This is a genomic window from Bosea sp. BIWAKO-01, assembly GCF_001748145.1.
GTDB lineage: Bacteria > Pseudomonadota > Alphaproteobacteria > Rhizobiales > Beijerinckiaceae > Allobosea.
The window spans coordinates 1633915-1650926 of record NZ_BCQA01000001.1; the positions used below are offsets into that span (position 1 = coordinate 1633915).

The following is a 17012-nucleotide window of genomic DNA, read 5'->3' on the forward strand; positions in this document are numbered from 1 at the left end:
GATGACCGCAGCCCGCCTCGACGCGACGGTCGTCGCAGGCGTGCTGGCGCGGGTGGCTGCGAGCCGCCCGCGTGTGCAATGCCTCACCAATACGGTGGCGCAGAACATCACGGCGAACATGCTGCTCGCCTTCGGCGCGATTCCGTCCATGGCGATCCATGTCGACGAAGTCGCGGCAATGGCCGAGGGCGCCGGCGCGATCCTGATCAATATCGGCACGATCAATGCGGAGAGCGAACTCGCCATCCCGAAGCTGCTGGAGGTGGCGCGCGACCGACGAAAGCCGCTCGTCTTCGATCCGGTCTTCGTCGAGCTCTCGCCGCTGCGCCAGCACGTGGCGCGCGAGGTCCTGCGCCTGCCGAACATCGTCGTGCGCGGCAACGCGACCGAGATGGCCGCGCTTGCGGCCGATCTTGAGACGGCGCGCGAGCGCAACCTCACGCTCGTCACCACCGGCAAGGTCGACCGGATCATGCACGCCGGCAGCACGTTTTCCGTCGCCCATGGCCATCCTCTGATGACGAAGGTCACCGGGGTCGGCTGCGCTGCGGGCGCCCTGATCGCGGCATGCTGCGCGGTGGAGAGCGATCCGACGATCGCGGCCGCTGCAGCGCTGACAGCCTATGGCATCGCCGGTGAGATTGCGGCAGAGACATCGCAAGGGCCGGGCAGCTTCGCCGTGCACCTGATCGACGCCCTGGCAGGGATGGACGAGGCAACGCTGCGCGAACGGATGGGAGAGCACGGGTGAGCGTTGATATCCGCCTTTACGGCATTGTCGATCCGCAGATCGCGGCCGGGCGCTCGCTGGCCGACCTGGCGCGCGCCGCGGTCGATGGTGGCGCCACCCTGATCCAGCTGCGCGCCAAGACCGAGACGACGCGCGAGATGGTGCGCGAGGCCCGGGCCATCCGCTCGGCCCTGCACGGCACAAGGGTGCCGCTTCTGATCAATGACCGCGTCGATGTCGCGCTCGCCTCCGGTGCTGACGGCGTCCATCTCGGCGCCGACGACATGAAGCCAAACGATGCCCGCCGCCTGCTCGGACCCCGCGCCATCATTGGCGCGACGCTGAAGCATGAGGACGAACTCTCGGCGCTGGCCCTGGCGAAGATCGACTATGCCTGCATCGGCGGCGTCTTCCAGACCGCGCACAAGGACAATGCGGGCTCCTCCCTCGGGCTCGACGGCTTCGCGGCTCTGCGGCGCAAGGCTGCTGGCGTACTGGGACCGCTCCCGGTCGGAGCCATCGCCGGCATCACGGCGTTGAATGCGGCCTCAGTCATCGAGGCAGGGGCTGACGGCATTGCCGTGATCGGCGCGCTGTTCGTGCAGGACGATGTCGAGGCCGCCGCGCGCGCACTGCGCGCGACAATCGAGCGGCTGCTGCCGACGCCGCCTGAACCTCCCGCATCCGCCTGAACCGCGACGCGGCAATGCCGGGCGCGCAGCCCCGCCACGATCGCCCGGCCCCTTGCTTCGCGCCCGTCGCTCGCCCATGAACGGCACGACATCGAGGGAGCGCTGCGTCATGACGAATTATGTGATCGAACCGCCCGCCATCAGCGCGGTTCCGGTAGCAGGCGGCGGGCTCTTCCCCGTGCGCCGCATCTTCTGCGTCGGGCGCAACTATGCCGAACATACCCGCGAAATGGGGGGCGATCCCGACCGCGAGGAGCCGTTCTTCTTCACCAAGCCGGCGGACGCGCTGGTGATCAACGGCACCGACATGCCCTATCCCAGCAAGACCCGGGACCTGCATCACGAAATGGAGCTGGTCGTCGCGATCGGCACCGGCGGGCGCGACATCCCTGTGTCCGAGGCTCTCTCGCATGTCTATGGCTATGCCGCCGGGCTCGACATGACCCGTCGCGACCTGCAGGGCGAGGCCAAGAAGACCGGCCGCCCCTGGGACATGGGCAAGGGCTTCGACCAGTCGGCCCCGATCGGAGAGATCGTGCCGGCGAGCCAGAGCGGCCATCCCGCGGCCGGCAAGATCGAATTCACGGTCAATGGCCGCGTTCGCCAGACCTCCGATCTCGCCAAGCTGATCTGGAGCGTTCCGGAGACGATCGCCTATCTTTCTGGCCTCGTCGCTCTGGCTCCCGGCGACCTGATCTTCACCGGCACGCCGGAAGGTGTCGCGGCCGTCGTCAAGGGCGACGTGCTGGAAGGCGCCATCGACGGCGTCGGCACCGTCCGCACCCGGATCGCCTGAAGAGACTTCAAGGAACCTGACCATGCAGCTGACCCCTGACGCCCGCGGCGTCTATCCCATCGCACCGACCCCCTTCACGCCCGATGGCGCCATCGACTGGACGAGCACCGACCGGCTCTTCGATTTCTATGCCGGCATCGGCTCTGACGGCATCACGGTGCTCGGCATCATGGGCGAGGCGCCGAAGCTCGAGCCGGAGGAGTCGGTCGGCCTCGTCAAGCGCGCGGTCGCGAAGATGGGCGGCAAGCCGATCATCGTCGGCGTCTCGGCGCCGGGCTTTGCGGCAATGCGCTCGCTGGCGCGGCAGGTGATGGATCTCGGCGCCGGTGGCGTGATGATCGCCCCTCCGCCGAGCCTGCGCACCGACGACCAGATCGTCGGCTATTACGCCCAGGCCGTCGAGGCGATCGGCAGCGACATTCCCTTCGTCATCCAGGATTATCCGCTGACGCTCTCGGTCGTGATGACGCCGGCCGTGATCCGCCGCATCGTCCAGGACAACCCGTCCTGCGTGATGCTGAAGCACGAGGACTGGCCGGGGCTCGAAAAGATCTCGACGCTGCGCAAGTTCCAGGCGGAAGGCAGCCTGCGCAAGATCGCGATTCTCACCGGCAATGGCGGGCTCTTCCTCGATTTCGAGATGGAGCGCGGCGCCGACGGCGCCAATACCGGTTATGCCTTCCCGGAAATGCTGATCGACGTCGTCCGCCTGTCCAGCGAGGGCAAGCGCGACGCGGCGCATGACATCTTCGACGCGCATCTGCCGCTGCTGCGCTACGAGCAGCAGCAGGGTGTCGGCCTTGCCGTCCGCAAGTACACGATGATGAAGCGCGGCATCCTGGCCAGCGACGCCCAGCGCAATCCGGGCGCCGGTCTGACCGCCGCGGCCAAAGCGGAAGTGGACTATCTGCTGGCGCGACTGGCGAAGCACGACCCGCGCGCCAAATTCTGAAAGCCGGAATCGCGATGGCCCCCCTCTCGACGAGAGGGGGGCCATCGCCTTGTCTTCAAGCGCTCAGTGCGTGTGCTCGGCAGCTGCGCCCTTGGCGCCGATCCCCTCGACCTTGAACTCGACTTCGACCGCACCAGCCTTCTCGAAGGTCAGCGTGCCCTTGACCCGCTCATCCTGCTTCAGCGGCTGCTTCAGCTCCTGGAACATGATGTGGAAGCCGCCGGGCTTGAGCTCGACCTTGGCGCCGGCCGGGATTTCGATGCCCTTTTCAAGCTCGCGCATCGTCATCACGCCATTGGTGACCGCCATCTCATGGATTTCGCCGCGACCGGCGAAGGGTGCAGAGACCGCAATCAGCCGGTCGGATGTCGAACCGGTATTCTCGATCGAAAGGTAGCCGCCGCCGACCTTGGCGCCGGCCGGCGTGGCGCGCGACCAGGGATGGCCGATTTTCAGCGGGCCAGCCTTGTAGTCATGGGCGAAGGCGGCGGCGCTCGCGAGTGTGAGCGCGAGCGCGGCGAGGTAGTGAACGGGCTTGTTCATGAGCATGGTCCTGAAAGAGGTCGCGGCCTTTCGCGAATGGCCGGAAATCCCGGTTTGCGGCGGCCTGTCCGGCTGGCCGTAACACGAGAGGGAGAGACGAAACCGTGTTCAGGATCCGATCGGTGGCGCTCTTGATTGCGGCAGCCCGAGGACCGCGCCATGCGTTGCCTCCGTCAGGAATGGAACGGACCGCTCCAGTGGCGCCGCGAGGCGAACCCCCAACGGCTGAACCGGCGCAGGAGGGGTCGCCAGCACGGGATTGACGGGGCAGCCGATGCAATGCTGTGCATCCTTCGCCGGCTCTGAACCCTCCGACGGTTCCGAGGCGGACTGCCCCGAACACAGCACGGCACCTGCCAGCGCGGGATGAGCGGCAAAGGCTGGTGTCGGCACGAGGCCTGCCGCCAGAACGGCCAGCGCATAGACGGCCGCAAGCCAGGCTCCGAGGACGGAGCGGCGCAGCGTCTCAAGCGAGGAACCAAGGGCCGACATGGCGCGACTTGGCCTCGTCACCTGCTCTCCGTCAAGCCGCGCTCTGTCGCAGGGTGAGGTCCGCGGGACGATCGGAGAGAGATTTCTGCCCCCTCGGCAACGGCGCACGAAAGATTCATTCCCTTTCATTCGTTTCTTTAAAAGAACGATCGGGTTGACAAAGAGGACACTTTCACCCAAATTGACGTTGTCGCTGGACATAGTTCGGCGGCCGCGGAGATTTGAGCGAGCAGCTTGCGCCGCGTCACCAAACGCTAAAGCGCCACGACCGGGTCGTGGGCTCCAGTGACGAGGAGATGAACATGACCGTTTCGACCTTGCGCCGGTCCGCTGCTGCGATGCTGATGGCTGCCTGCTGTTGTCGATGCTGATCCTGCATTGAAAGACGGCCCAGGCTAACGCCGGGCCCCTCTCCCAATCCGATCCGCTCAATCGAACGCCGCCCCTGCGGCGGAGGCAAGCCATGACCCAATCGCAGACCCAGCAAGCATTCATCATCGAAATCGGCGAGACCCAGGTGGGGCTCGTCAATCGCCGCAACGACGAACGCTTCTTCACCTTCATCTCCGCCTCGTCCGCCTTTCGCGCCCTCGAGGGCCACCGCTTCGCAACACCGAGCGCTGCCGAGATCGCAGCCCGGCAGCTCGCCGCCTCGCAGCGCCGTCCGGTTCTGCGGCTGGCGTCATAGCGGGGACAGGCCGATGGCACTGATCACAACCCTCAGCGCATTGCTGCGGGACTGGCTCGACCGGGCCTTTCCCACAGCGCTCGCGCCCTCTTCGCCCCCGGAGCGAGCGGACGAAGACGAGAACACACGACGCTCCATCAACGACGTGACGCTGGAACAGCTCGGCATCTCGCACTGGTCCTGCCACACGCTCCTCTGAGGTTATGATGAACGCTCTCGTGAAGCCCGATGCCTTCAGCGTCGGTGCCAACCCCGTCTTCAGTTCCGAACCCGCGATCCGGTTCGAGAATGTCGGCAAGGTCTTCTCCGGCCGCTCCGGGCAAGGCGCCGTGACCGCGCTCTCGGGCATCGATCTCACCGTGCCGCGTAGCGCAATCCTTGGCGTGATCGGCCGCTCCGGCGCCGGCAAGTCCACGCTGATCCGGCTGGTCAACGGCCTGGAGCGAGCGAGCTCCGGCCGCATCCTGATCGAGGATGAGGATGTCACCGGCCTGACCGAAGCCGGTTGGCGGGCGCGCCGCCGGACGATCGGCATGATCTTCCAGCACTTCAACCTGCTCTCGTCTCGCACGGTCTTCGACAATGTCGCGCTGCCGCTGGAAATCGCCGGCGCGCCAAAGGCCGAGATCGAACGCCAGGTCACGCGGCTGCTCGATCTCGTTGGCCTGTCCGAGAAGCGCGAGCGCTATCCGGCCGAACTCTCCGGCGGCCAGAAGCAGCGCGTCGGTATCGCCCGCGCGCTTTCGACCGAGCCGAAGGTGCTGCTCTGCGACGAGGCGACCTCGGCGCTGGACCCCGAGACCACACAGTCGATCCTCGGCCTGCTGAAGCGGGTCAATCGCGAGCTCGGCATCACCATCCTGCTGATCACCCACGAGATTCCGGTGATCAAGGAGATCTGCGACCGCGTTGCGGTGATCGAGGGCGGGCGCATCGTCGAGGAAGGCGAGACCTTCACCGTCTTCACCCAGCCCAGGCATCCGACCACCGCGCGTTTCGTCGAGACGGTGACCGGCGTCGAACTTCCCGCCCATCTCGCGGGCCGGGTCAGGCCGGAGGCACGTCCTGGCGACAGCGCCCTGCTGCGCATCACCTTCATCGGCGAGAATGCGACAGCCCCGGTGATCAGCCGGCTGAGCTCGATCGTCGGCGTCGATGTCAACATCCTGGCCGGACGGATCGATGCCATCGCGGGCCAGCCCTTTGGCAGCCTGCTCGTCTCGGTCACGGCCCATGAGCCGGAACTCGCTGCCGTGCTCGGCGCCCTGAAGAGCCTCGAACTCAAGGCGGAGGTTATCGGCCATGTCTCCTGAACTCATCCGCCTCATCGCCCAGGCGACCGCCGACACGCTGCTCATGGTTGCAGTCGCTGCCGGGATCGGAACGCTGATCGGCCTGCCCCTCGGCGTCTTCCTGGCGACCAGCAAACGTGGCGAGCTCTTCGCCGCGCCCGCCGTCAACGCCGTGCTCGGCATGCTCGTCAACGCCACGCGCTCGACGCCCTTCATCATCCTCGTTGTCGCGATCATCCCCTTCACCCGGCTGCTCGCTGGCACCTCGATCGGCACCAATGCCGCCATGGTCCCCCTCACCGTCGCGGCCGCTCCGTTCATCGCCCGACTGATCGAGGGCGCCATCCGCGAAGTCGATCAGGGCCTGGTCGAGGCGGCGCGCGCCATGGGGGCGAGCCCGCTGCAGATCGTGCGCAAGGTTCTGGTGCCCGAGGCACTGCCGGCGATCACACTCGGCCTGACACTGGCCATCGTCAGCCTGATCGGCTTCTCGGCCATGGTCGGCGCAGTCGGTGGCGGCGGCCTCGGCGATCTCGGCATCCGCTACGGCTACCAGCGCTTCATGCCGGACGTGATGGCCGTCGTCGTCGCCGTGCTGATCGTCCTCGTCCAGACCGTGCAGAGCATCGGCGACCGGCTTGCCGGCCACCTCAACAAGCGCCTGCGCCACGCCTGAGCCAATCCGTCCCCAACAGTTCAAACACCCGCAAGGAAACATCATGTCGATCAATCTGACCCGCCGCGCCGCGCTTGCCGCCTCCAGCCTCGCGCTTCTCCTCTCGGTACCGGCCCTCGCCCAGCAGAATCAGACGCTGCGCATCGGCGTCTCGCCCGGCCCGCATGCCGAAATCCTCGAGAAGGTGAAGCCGATCGCCGCCAAGAAGGGCCTCGATATCAAGATCGTCGAGTTCTCCGACTATGTCGTGCCGAACCAGGCGCTGGATGCAGGCGAACTGGAGGCCAACTCCTTCCAGCACCAGCCCTATCTCGACAATCAGGTGAAGGACCGCGGCTACAAGCTCGTCAGCGTCGGCCTGACCGTGAACTTCCCGCTCGGGATCTATTCGTCGAAGTACAAGAGCTGGGCCGAGATTCCGGATGGTGCAACAGTCGCCATCCAGAACGATCCGACCAATGGCGGCCGCTCGCTGCTGCTGCTGCAGGACAAGGACGTGATCAAGCTGAAGGACGGCGTCGGCGTGAAGCCGAGCGTCGCCGACATCACGGCCAATCCGAAGAAGCTGAAGATCATCGAGATCGATGCGGCGCAGGCGCCGCGCTCGCTTGCCGATGTCGGGGCCGCCTCGATCAACACCAACTACGCAGTCGACGCCAAGATCGAGCCGACCTCGGCCATCCTGCGCGAAGACCCGAAGGGCCCCTATGTCAACGTCATCGCCGTGCGCGAGGCGGACAAGGACAAGCCCTGGGTCAAGACCCTGGTCGAAGCCTATCACTCACCCGAAATCAAGGCCTTCGTCACCGAGCGCTTCAAAGGCAACGTGCTCGCTGGCTGGTGACCTCAATCGTTCCTCCCACCTGGTCACGCGTTGCGGCCAGGCACCTGCCCCGGATGCGCGAGCATCCGGGGTTTTTCTTTGCAGACAAGATAGACCGGGCCTGCCGCGGTGCAGGCGGCTATGATGGCGCAGGATTACCGTGATCAGAGGAGGAGATCATGCGTTGCCTGCCGCTTGCCGCCTGCGTCCTCGCCTCGCTGCCGGCCGCCGCCCAGACGGAGCGTCTGGCACGCCCCGAGCTTGTGCTCAAGACCGTGATTCCGGGAATGCCGACCGGTCTCCAGCAGGAAATCAGGGTGATGACCGCCATGATCAAGCCGGGAGACAGGACACCGTTCCATACCCACCGTTTCCCGGTGACGGTCCATGTCGTCGAAGGCGCCTTCACCCTGGAAATGCAGGGACGTACGGCCGTGACGGTGAAGGCCGGCGAATCGCTGGTCGAGCCGCCGAACGTCAAGATGACCGGCTACAACCGCGGCAACGAAATGCTGAAGGTGGTGATCTTCTATGTCAGCGAGCCGGACACGCCGTTCCTGGATCCGGTTCGCTAGAAACCCGACAGCGTCGGATCATCAGACCGGATCTTTCGGTCCGATGATCCAAGCATCTGTATTTTCGTCACCTTTCCCGAAAGGCGCAATCCGCATTTCGGGGCGGTGCCTGGGCCCGCTGCCGGGCGATTGCGCCTGCCTTACTGCGAGATCTTGCCGAGGGCGAAGAACTGGGTCTCGCCGGAGGAATCGTCGACACCGTCATTGTCGGTGACAACGAAGAGATTGCCGGCCTTATCGACAGCCATGCCCTCGACCTTGTCGAGACCATAGCCGCCAGCTTTCATCAGATCTGGCGTGAGATCGCGCAGCGACTTCTTCTCGACGGTCGGGATGGCGGCGGCGCCGATAGCGGCTGGCGTCAGACCCTTGACCGAGAAGGTGGCCAGCGTCTTTACCGCCTTGGCGCCGAAGAGATTGTCGCGCTCAATCACGGCAAAGGTCTCGTTGCCGAGATAGGTCAACTCCGACAGGCCCATCCAGGCACCGGCGGCCGGAGCCGTCAGCGGGTAATGCAGCACGCCCCACTGCTTGCTGGCCGGCTTGTAGGACAGAATCTTGGTCTTGCCCTTGGGATCATCCTTCCATTCGCGCTGCACGGCGAGCCAGACGGTCTCGTCCGCGCCCTCGCCGGTCACCGTCACGCCCTCGAAGCCGAAGCGCACCGCATGCTTGTCGAGCTCTTCGGGAAGGTGGATCTCCTCCTCGATCTCACCCTTTGCGGTCGCCCGCAGCAGGATGTTGCGGGTCGGCTTGTCCTTGATCTCGGGATTGCCTTCCGAAGCCAGCCAGAAGCCGCCATTGGCCCGGGTCGCGATCCCTTCCAGGTCATAGGAGGCGGGCTTGCCATCCTTGGTCACAGTCAGTCCGGCGACGATCCTGGCCGGCTTCTGCGTGGTGTCGATCTCGAGGATGCGGGACGGCGTATAGGCGCTGTCGGTCACCGCAAAGAGAGGGCCAGCCGTGCTGCCATGGGCGGCAAGTCCGGAAAGGGCGCCCCAGCCGATCGGCAGCCCCTCATGATCCTGCGAGACGATCGTCGGATAGGCGGCCGGGCCTTCGTTGCGCTCATAGATGGTCACTGCGGAACGGGCGCCGCCCTTCTCGCCGACATCGGTCTCGGAGGCCGAAACGAGCAGATTGCGCTGCGGGATGGCAAGCAGGCCTTCCGGACCGATGCCACCCGGCAGGGCCTGGAGGTAACGCGGTGCTTTCCCGGCGCCCTCGTCCTTGAAGACCAATACGAGGGAGGCGCGCTCGAGGCCGACGAAGATCAGCTTGTCATTGCCGTAGGTGCCGACCTCGATCCCTTCCGGCTCGCTGCCCTTCGCGGCCGAGCGCTTTTCCGGATAATGGCCGTGACGCATGGCGATATGGTCGACCATCGCCGCCGAATCGAACTCGATCGTGCCGTCCTTGCGGAAGATGGTGAAGCCGCGCGAGCCCCCCTTCCAATCGCCTTCATTGGCGGTGACGAAGCGCTCGGTGTCGATCCAGCGCACCGCGTCCGGCTCGCGGGCGACGCCCTTGAGTTCCTCGACCGGCTTGATCTCGCCGTCGCGGGTCTTGTCGATGTTCTTCAGATCGACGGTGCCGGCGGAGAAATGGGTGACGATCTTGCCGGTCTTGGTGTCGACGATGGCGAGGTGGTTGTTCTCCTGCATCGTCACCACGGCAAGGCCGTCCAGGTTGACGTCGACGAATTCCGGTTCCGGGTCGGTCGGTTCGACGGCGGCAATGCCCGTCAGGTCGACCACCTGACGTGAGGCGCAGTCGGCGCCGCCATCCTTGATGCCGACCAGGGTCAGGTTGCCGGCGGGCAGTTGCGGCAGCGCACCCTTGTTCAGCTTCTCGTCGCGCTCGTTCTCGATGACGATGGCGAGCTTACCCTTGTCCTTGGTCAGCGTGATCGAATCCGGCTGGCCGCCGAGCTCGCATTTGGCAACGACCTGCCGCGCCTTGAGATCGACCGTGGCAAGATGCCCGGCCGGCTCCTTGAAATTGTCGCCGGAGGTGACGACCACGACGAAGGCCTTGTCGCCAAGGATCACGACCGAGGTCGGCTCTCCCTCGAGCGGAATGAAGCCTGCCGGCTTCGGGGCGGAGGCCGTCGTGATGTCGATCAGGCCGAGGGCTTTCTGCTCGGCATCGGTATAGGCCAGAAGCGTTCCCGCTTCGTTGGCCGCGATGATTTCGGACACCGTCTTCTTGGACGCGTCGCGATCGGCCGGCAGGTTGAGCGGCACGGAGAAGGTCGCGACACGGTTGAACATCGGCTCGGCCAGAGCCGTTCCGCCAAGCAGGACCGAGGCGAGAGCCGCGAGAACGAGTGAGGTGCGCATGGGGCGATCCTGTTCCGTGGGGCAACAAAACTGTGCAGGCCGCATCAGCTATTGAGTGCGCACGACAGTTTCGTGACGCTTTCCCCGATCGGAGCCCGCGCTCCCCCATTGGGCCGCGAACAAGACGCCCCCGCCACGTAATGGCTTTGTGAAAACAGCACGACGCCCTCCGGCGGGGGCCGGAAGGCGTCGAGTTGGAGATGCCTGCTGCTTACGTTCAGGCGGCGGCGACGGCGGCGGCGGTCGAGCGCTTGAAGCCGATGATCTCGAGTTCGGTGACGATCGCGACCGCTGCAGCCTGCGCCAGCACGAAGGCGATGCCGAGCCCGGTCGGCGCAAACCAGCCGGCAACCAGGATCAGGATGCTGTCGGCGATCCAGAGGAGGTTGATGCCAATCACCGCATAGACGGCGACCCGCGGCAGGGTCTCGCGACTGGAGAAGAGCGCAAGCAGCGCGGCGCAGGGGAGCAGCACCAGGCCGGCGCCGCGGAGGAAAGCCTCGGGGAAGCCGAGCAATTCGGCGAGCGGCGCAGCAGCGAAGGCGAGCAGCAGGCCGGTGGCGGCGCAGGCAGCGGCATCGAGAGCAAGGGCATTGCGGAGAAAGCGCGAGGACTGGATCGAGGACATGGCGTGGTCTCCTTGGTGTGAGCCCGTTCCGGCGGCCGGCCTGGGCTGTTGATGTTGGAGCCATGCTGACGCTGTCGTGTCGGCCCGTCGATTAAGCGAGAGGTAATTGGAACGAACCGACAGCCCGGATAGGTTTCTCGCCATGAACAAGCATCATCAACCCACCGTCGGCCACCTCATCCGCGACTGGCGCCAGCTGCGCCGGCTAAGCCAACTCGACCTCGCGCTCGAAGCGGAGATCTCCCAGAAGCATCTCAGCTTCATCGAGAGCGGCCGCTCGGCGCCGAGCCGCGACATGGTTCTGCACCTGGCGGAGTATCTCGCCGTGCCGCTGCGCGAGCGTAACGCCCTGCTGCTCGCCGCGGGCTATGCCCCGGTCTATCTCGAACGGTCGCTGGAGGATCCGAGCTTGCAGGCAGCCAAGTCGGCGATCGATCTCGTGCTGAAAGGTCACGAGCCCTATCCGGCCGTCGCGGTCGACCGGCATTGGACGTTGCTTGCCGCGAATGCCGCGGTGACACCTCTGCTCGGCCTTGTCGCGGATGCCGAACTGCTGCGCCCACCCGTCAACGTGCTGAGGCTCAGCCTGCATCCCGGCGGGCTCGCCCCCTTCATCGTCAATCTCGCGGAATGGCGAAGCCATCTGATCGCAAGGCTGAGGCAGCAGATCAGGGCGACGGCCGATCCGATCCTGGCCGATCTCCTCGTCGAGCTGCTGACCTATCCGGCGCCGCCTCAGCCCACTCGCAAGGGCCACGCGCCGGACCACGAGGCGGAAGCTGCCATCGTCGTGCCGATGCAGCTGAAGGTCGGCGACCAGGTGCTCTCCCTGATTTCGACGACAACCGTCTTCGGCACGCCGGTCGACATCACGCTGTCGGAACTGGCCCTGGAAACCTTCTTTCCGGCCGATGCGGAGACGGCCGAGGCGCTGCGGGCGATGGCAATCGCATCCGCGGACCGATCCGGAGCAGCGTGAACTTTTCCGGGAACCTTTGCCCGTTCCAGCCGTTTCCTCAGCACAAGTCGCTGATGCGACATGCGTTTTTTAACAGAGGAACACGACCCATGGGCAGCACCGCGGACAAGATCAAGGGCATGGCCAACGAGGCCGCTGGCAACGTCAAGCAGGGCGTCGGCAAGGCGATGAACAAGCCGGGGCTTCAGGCCGAAGGGATTGCGCAGGAGCGCAAGGGCGAGGCCCAGCAGGCCGTTGGTAAAGCCAAGGATGCGGTCAAGAAAGTGATCGACAAGGCCTGATCTCCATCAGGCCGGCGATCTGAAAGGCGGGTGCCCCGGATGGGTCGCCCGCCTTTTCAATTGCGGAGCCCGCCCTCAGGCCGCGCCGCCGCTCATACCGCCCAGGAATTCCTTGACACGACCGAAGAAGCCGGCAGTTTCCGGGTGGGTTGCGCCGGAGCATTCGCGCTCGAACTCGAGCAGCAATTCGCGCTGACGCGCCGTCAGCTTCTGCGGCGTCTCGACCACGACCTCGATATAGAGATCCCCGACCTCGCGCGAGCGCAGCACGCTCATGCCCTTGCCCTTGAGCCGGAACTGCTTGCCGTTCTGGGTGCCCTCGGGAATTTTGACCCGTGCCTTCTCGCCGGTCAGCGTCGGGACTTCGATCTCGCCGCCGAGAGCCGCCGAGGTGAGGCCAAGCGGCACCCGGCAGAACAGATCGGCCCCGTCGCGCTGGAAGATCGCGTGCGGCTTGATCGACAGGAAGATGTAGAGATCGCCTGCCGGCCCGCCGCGCAGGCCAGCCTCGCCCTCACCGGCAAGCCGGATGCGGGTGCCGTCCTCGACGCCGGCCGGAATGTTGACCGACAGCGTGCGCTCGCGAGTGACGCGCCCGGCGCCCGAGCAATTCTTGCAGGGGTCATCGATGACTTCACCGCGCCCGTTGCAGGTCGGGCAGGTGCGCTCCACCGAGAAGAAGCCCTGATTGGCGCGCACGCGGCCATGGCCGCCGCAGGTCGGGCACTGGCGCGACGTCGAGCCCGGCTTGGCGCCGGTCCCGGAGCAGGATTCGCAGGCAATCGAGGTCGGTACGCGGATCGATGCGCTCTTGCCGGCGAAGGCGTCCTCCAGCCCGATTTCGAGATTGTAGCGGAGATCGGCACCGCGTTCGCGGCCATTGGCTCCGCGTGGTCCACCGCGGCCCCGCGCATCGCCGAAGAAGGAATCGAAGATGTCCGACATGAAGTCGGAGAAATCGGCTCCGCCGCCGGGACCACCGCCGCCATTCTCAAAGGCCTGGTGGCCGTAGCGATCATAGGCGCCACGCTTCTGGCCGTCGGCAAGCACCTGATAGGCCTCGTTCAGTTCCTTGAACTTGGCCTCGGCCCCCTTGTCGCCGGGATGGCGATCGGGATGGCATTGCATGGCGAGCTTGCGGAAAGCACTCTTGAGCTCCGCCTCGTTAGCCGTCTTCGAGACGCCGAGGATCTCGTAGTAGTCGCGTTTGGACATCAAACAGCCACCCCTTCGTTCTTCTCGGCATCATGGCCGGGGGAACCCGACCATGTTCGTCAGAAGAACGACATTTCCCTTGCAAGAGGCCCTTCCCGAACGAGATGGCCGGGGCAAGCCCGGCCAGGTCGTCGTGGAGAGATCAGAGCGCGATCAGGCGCTCTTCTTCTTGTCGTTCTTGTCGTCGCTGACATCCTTGAAGTCGGCGTCGATGACGTCGTCCTTCTTGGCGTCGGCATGCTCTTCGCCGCCTTCAGCCGTGGCACCCTCGGCCTGGCTCGCCGCATACATGGCTTCACCGAGCTTCATCGAGGCCTGCATCAGGTCGGTCGTGCGCGAGGTGATCGCCTCGACATTCTCTTCGGCCAGCGCGGCCTTGAGCGCGTCAAGTGCGGTCTCGATCGCTGACTTGTCGGCGGCAGAAACCTTGTCGCCATAGTCCTTCAGCGACTTCTCGGTGGAGTGGACCAGGCTCTCGCCCTGGTTCTTGGCTTCCACCAGCTCGCGGCGCTTCTTGTCCTCGGTGGCATTCGCCTCGGCGTCCTTCACCATCTTCTGGATGTCGGCCTCGGAGAGACCACCGGAAGCCTGGATGCGGATCTGCTGCTCCTTGTTGGTGGCCTTGTCCTTCGCCGTCACCGAGACGATGCCGTTGGCGTCGATGTCGAAGGTCACCTCGATCTGCGGCATGCCGCGCGGCGCCGGCGGGATGCCCATCAGGTCGAACTGGCCGAGCATCTTGTTGTCGGCAGCCATCTCGCGCTCGCCCTGGAAGACCCGGATCGTCACCGCGCCCTGGTTGTCCTCGGCGGTCGAGAAGACCTGGCTCTTCTTGGTCGGGATCGTGGTGTTGCGGTCGATCAGGCGGGTGAACACGCCGCCGAGCGTCTCGATGCCGAGCGAGAGCGGGGTCACGTCGAGCAGCAGCACGTCCTTGACGTCGCCCTGCAGCACGCCGGCCTGGATCGCGGCGCCGATGGCGACGACCTCGTCCGGATTGACGCCCTTATGCGGCTCCTTGCCGAAGAACTGCTTCACCACCTCCTGGACCTTCGGCATGCGGGTCATGCCGCCGACGAGAACGACCTCGTCGATCTGGCCCGCCGAAAGGCCGGCATCCTTGAGCGCCTTGCGGCAGGGCTCGATGGTGCGCTGGATCAGATCGTCGACCAGGCTCTCGAACTTGGCGCGCGAGAGCTTGATGGCGAGGTGCTTCGGCCCGGAGGCGTCGGCAGTGATGTAGGGCAGGTTGATTTCGGTCTGCGCGGCGCTGGAAAGCTCGATCTTGGCCTTCTCGGCAGCTTCCTTCAGGCGCTGCAGGGCGAGCTTGTCCTTCTTCAGGTCGATGCCCTGCTCGCGCTTGAACTCGTCCGCAAGGTATTCGACCAGGCGCATGTCGAAGTCTTCGCCACCCAGGAAGGTGTCGCCATTGGTCGACTTCACCTCGAAGACGCCGTCGCCGATCTCGAGGATCGAGACGTCGAAGGTGCCGCCGCCGAGGTCATAGACCGCGATCGTGCCAGCGGTCTTCTTGTCGAGGCCATAGGCGAGCGCAGCCGCCGTCGGCTCGTTGATGATGCGCAGCACCTCGAGGCCGGCGATGCGACCGGCATCCTTCGTGGCCTGACGCTGGGCGTCGTTGAAATAGGCGGGAACGGTGATGACCGCCTGCGTGACCGGCTGCCCGAGATAGGCCTCGGCGGTCTCCTTCATCTTGGTCAGGGTGAAGGCGGAAATCTGCGAAGGCGAATAGTCCTTGCCGTCAGCCTCGACCCAAGCATCGCCCGTCGGGGCCTTCTTGATCCGGTAAGGGACGAGATTCATGTCCTTCTTCGTCATCGGATCCTCAAAGGTCCGACCGATCAGGCGCTTGATGGCGAAGAAAGTGCGCTCCGGATTGGTGACGGCCTGACGCTTGGCCGGCTGGCCGACAAGCCGCTCGCCGTCATCGGTGATGGCGACGATGGAGGGCGTGGTGCGCGCGCCCTCGGAATTCTCGATAACCTTCGGTGTAGTGCCTTCCATCACGGCAACGCAGGAGTTCGTCGTGCCGAGGTCGATACCAATAACTTTACCCATGGACGGGATCCCTTTCGATTAGCAGATCGCCGACCGGCGACGCATTTCGCACCGCCTGCCGGCCCATGGACCGGCCCGCCCCCGCCTTACGCGGCAAACGGAACCGGCATTCCACGTTTCGCGGTCGTCAAACCGCCTCTTGGCGGCGTATATAGTGAGGGTGTTCCCGCCCTTGCAAGACACGGAGCCGGATTAAGAATCGGCAAACGCGCGCGTCACGCGGGGGAGAGGTCGCGGCCGCATCATTGCCAAGCAGTGTTGCGCCAATGCTCTTGCATGCGTTCGCTCGCCAATTCATGCAGAAGATTGCGTTTACCATTTCACGGCACCCGATGCTGACCAGACCCGGCCGCATAGCCCTCAAGATCTTCGTGATGCTGGCTGCAGCCGGTTCGGGTGGGCTTGCCCAGGCTCAGCCGATGCAATTGCCAGGCGCGCAACCCTTCAATCCGCCGGGCGCACATCAGGCGGCGCCCCCCGGCACGGGCGGACCGGCCAAGCCGCACACCCCCTCGATGCCGGCCATCAAGCTGCCGACCGAGGAAGGGATCATCGGCCGCGTGCTCCGGCAGAATGGCGGCGCCGGCGAAGCGGTCTTCGAGAAGACGCCGACCGGCTTTGGCCTCAAGCTCAACGCTGCCGGCTTCCAGCCCGGCAACCTGACGGAGCCCTGTGCCATTTCCTTCGGCGATACGCCGCTGCCGGTGACATCGCTCGGCAAACCGGCCGGTGTGCCACGCTACAAGCTGGAGGCCTCGGCCTGCCCGATCGTGTTCGATGTCCTGGAGGGCGCCTTTCTGGTGGTCGAGCCTGAGCAACCCTGCGTGATCGAGGCAGCCGCCTGCCGGATCGACCCGCGAGGTCTCTGGGGGCCTGATGCACGCACCCTCTCGGCGCGCGCCAAGGAGATCGAATCCGAGCGCGGCAGGGCGGAGCGCGCCGTGCGCGAGGGCTTTCGCGCGCTTGCAGCCAAGGGCGATCTCAGCACGCAGCGCAGCATCGCGCGGGAACAGGCCGGGTTCACCTCCGAACGTGAGCTGACCTGCCGTGATTTCCAGCGCGAAGGATCGCTCGGTTTCTGCGCCGCGCGCATCACGGAGGCCAAGGCTGCCGCAATCCGCGCCCGCCTCGGCCTGCCCGAACCCAAGCCCGAACGGCCCAAGCCGGCCCGACCCGCCGTGGCCCGCCCGGTCGCGCCGCCGGTTGCCGTTCCGACCCAGTAGGCCCGG

19 protein-coding genes are annotated in these 17012 nt (G+C 65.6%); 13 read left to right on the top strand and 6 right to left on the bottom strand.

Features of this window, described 5'->3' with window-relative positions:
• Nucleotide 1: 1 nt before the first annotated feature.
• The 4 genes from BIWAKO_RS07510 (at nucleotide 2) to BIWAKO_RS07525 (ending at nucleotide 3170) form a co-directional block, all read left to right on the top strand.
• The gene (locus BIWAKO_RS07510) at nucleotides 2-751 is read left to right on the top strand and encodes a hydroxyethylthiazole kinase (protein ID WP_069882257.1); all 750 of its coding nucleotides are present in this window, start codon (nucleotides 2-4) and stop codon (nucleotides 749-751) included.
• On the top strand, nucleotides 748-1422 hold the full coding sequence (gene thiE / locus BIWAKO_RS07515; RefSeq protein ID WP_069878015.1) for a thiamine phosphate synthase: 675 nt from the start codon (nucleotides 748-750) through the stop codon (nucleotides 1420-1422). Before BIWAKO_RS07510 ends, thiE begins: the two co-directional genes overlap by 4 nt.
• Nucleotides 1423-1531: 109 nt before the next feature.
• Complete coding sequence (locus BIWAKO_RS07520) at nucleotides 1532-2218, top strand: fumarylacetoacetate hydrolase family protein (RefSeq protein ID WP_069882258.1); 687 nt, start codon at nucleotides 1532-1534, stop codon at nucleotides 2216-2218.
• Between the two features lie 22 nt (nucleotides 2219-2240).
• Entirely contained in the window at nucleotides 2241-3170 is a 930-nt protein-coding gene (locus BIWAKO_RS07525; RefSeq protein ID WP_069878017.1) for a dihydrodipicolinate synthase family protein, read from the top strand.
• A gap of 63 nt (nucleotides 3171-3233) precedes the next feature.
• Here the strand turns inward: BIWAKO_RS07525 and BIWAKO_RS07530 are convergent, their stop codons facing one another.
• Together BIWAKO_RS07530 and BIWAKO_RS07535 are read right to left on the bottom strand one after the other, a co-directional pair.
• The gene (locus tag BIWAKO_RS07530; RefSeq protein ID WP_069882259.1) at nucleotides 3234-3713 is read right to left on the bottom strand and encodes a copper chaperone PCu(A)C; all 480 of its coding nucleotides are present in this window, start codon (nucleotides 3711-3713) and stop codon (nucleotides 3234-3236) included.
• Nucleotides 3714-3821: 108 nt separating this feature from the next.
• Complete coding sequence (locus BIWAKO_RS07535; RefSeq protein ID WP_141740014.1) at nucleotides 3822-4226, bottom strand: hypothetical protein; 405 nt, start codon at nucleotides 4224-4226, stop codon at nucleotides 3822-3824.
• A gap of 442 nt (nucleotides 4227-4668) precedes the next feature.
• Between BIWAKO_RS07535 and BIWAKO_RS07540 the strand changes: the two genes are divergently transcribed.
• The 6 genes from BIWAKO_RS07540 to BIWAKO_RS07565 all read left to right on the top strand — a co-directional run bounded on the left by BIWAKO_RS07540 (nucleotide 4669) and on the right by BIWAKO_RS07565 (nucleotide 8259).
• Entirely contained in the window at nucleotides 4669-4893 is a 225-nt protein-coding gene (locus BIWAKO_RS07540; protein WP_069878022.1) for a hypothetical protein, read from the top strand.
• 13 nt (nucleotides 4894-4906) lie between these two features.
• Nucleotides 4907-5092 carry a hypothetical protein gene (locus tag BIWAKO_RS07545; protein WP_069878024.1) on the top strand — a complete coding sequence of 62 codons (186 nt, stop codon included), beginning with the start codon at nucleotides 4907-4909 and terminating at the stop codon, nucleotides 5090-5092.
• A 7-nt stretch (nucleotides 5093-5099) separates the two neighbouring features.
• Complete coding sequence (locus BIWAKO_RS07550; RefSeq protein ID WP_069882260.1) at nucleotides 5100-6206, top strand: methionine ABC transporter ATP-binding protein; 1107 nt, start codon at nucleotides 5100-5102, stop codon at nucleotides 6204-6206.
• Nucleotides 6196-6861, top strand: a complete 666-nt coding sequence (locus BIWAKO_RS07555) for a methionine ABC transporter permease (RefSeq protein ID WP_069878025.1) — start codon at nucleotides 6196-6198, stop codon at nucleotides 6859-6861. The genes BIWAKO_RS07550 and BIWAKO_RS07555 overlap by 11 nt, the downstream gene beginning before the upstream one ends.
• A gap of 43 nt (nucleotides 6862-6904) precedes the next feature.
• Nucleotides 6905-7705 carry a MetQ/NlpA family ABC transporter substrate-binding protein gene (locus BIWAKO_RS07560; protein ID WP_069878027.1) on the top strand — a complete coding sequence of 267 codons (801 nt, stop codon included), beginning with the start codon at nucleotides 6905-6907 and terminating at the stop codon, nucleotides 7703-7705.
• Between the two features lie 158 nt (nucleotides 7706-7863).
• Nucleotides 7864-8259: a cupin domain-containing protein gene (locus tag BIWAKO_RS07565; protein ID WP_069878029.1), complete on the top strand. Its 396-nt coding sequence runs from the start codon at nucleotides 7864-7866 to the stop codon at nucleotides 8257-8259.
• Nucleotides 8260-8399: 140 nt separating this feature from the next.
• Here BIWAKO_RS07565 and BIWAKO_RS07570 read toward each other — a convergent pair whose 3' ends face one another.
• Complete coding sequence (locus BIWAKO_RS07570; RefSeq protein ID WP_069878030.1) at nucleotides 8400-10601, bottom strand: esterase-like activity of phytase family protein; 2202 nt, start codon at nucleotides 10599-10601, stop codon at nucleotides 8400-8402.
• A gap of 217 nt (nucleotides 10602-10818) precedes the next feature.
• Nucleotides 10819-11229: a hypothetical protein gene (locus BIWAKO_RS07575; protein WP_069878032.1), complete on the bottom strand. Its 411-nt coding sequence runs from the start codon at nucleotides 11227-11229 to the stop codon at nucleotides 10819-10821.
• A gap of 142 nt (nucleotides 11230-11371) precedes the next feature.
• On the opposite strand from BIWAKO_RS07575, the gene BIWAKO_RS07580 reads away from it, so the two are divergent.
• Entirely contained in the window at nucleotides 11372-12208 is an 837-nt protein-coding gene (locus BIWAKO_RS07580) for a helix-turn-helix domain-containing protein (RefSeq protein WP_069878034.1), read from the top strand.
• A gap of 89 nt (nucleotides 12209-12297) precedes the next feature.
• Nucleotides 12298-12489 (top strand): CsbD family protein, encoded by a 192-nt coding sequence (locus BIWAKO_RS07585; RefSeq protein WP_043234134.1) that lies wholly within the window; start codon nucleotides 12298-12300, stop codon nucleotides 12487-12489.
• A gap of 75 nt (nucleotides 12490-12564) precedes the next feature.
• Here BIWAKO_RS07585 and dnaJ read toward each other — a convergent pair whose 3' ends face one another.
• Both dnaJ and dnaK read right to left on the bottom strand, forming a co-directional pair.
• Nucleotides 12565-13704 carry a molecular chaperone DnaJ gene (gene dnaJ / locus BIWAKO_RS07590; RefSeq protein ID WP_069878036.1) on the bottom strand — a complete coding sequence of 380 codons (1140 nt, stop codon included), beginning with the start codon at nucleotides 13702-13704 and terminating at the stop codon, nucleotides 12565-12567.
• Nucleotides 13705-13857: 153 nt separating this feature from the next.
• Nucleotides 13858-15783, bottom strand: a complete 1926-nt coding sequence (gene dnaK, locus BIWAKO_RS07595) for a molecular chaperone DnaK (RefSeq protein ID WP_069878037.1) — start codon at nucleotides 15781-15783, stop codon at nucleotides 13858-13860.
• A gap of 332 nt (nucleotides 15784-16115) precedes the next feature.
• Here dnaK and BIWAKO_RS07600 point away from each other — a divergent pair, with 332 nt between their 5' ends.
• Entirely contained in the window at nucleotides 16116-17006 is an 891-nt protein-coding gene (locus BIWAKO_RS07600) for a hypothetical protein (protein WP_141740015.1), read from the top strand.
• The last annotated feature ends 6 nt before the right edge of the window (nucleotides 17007-17012 follow it).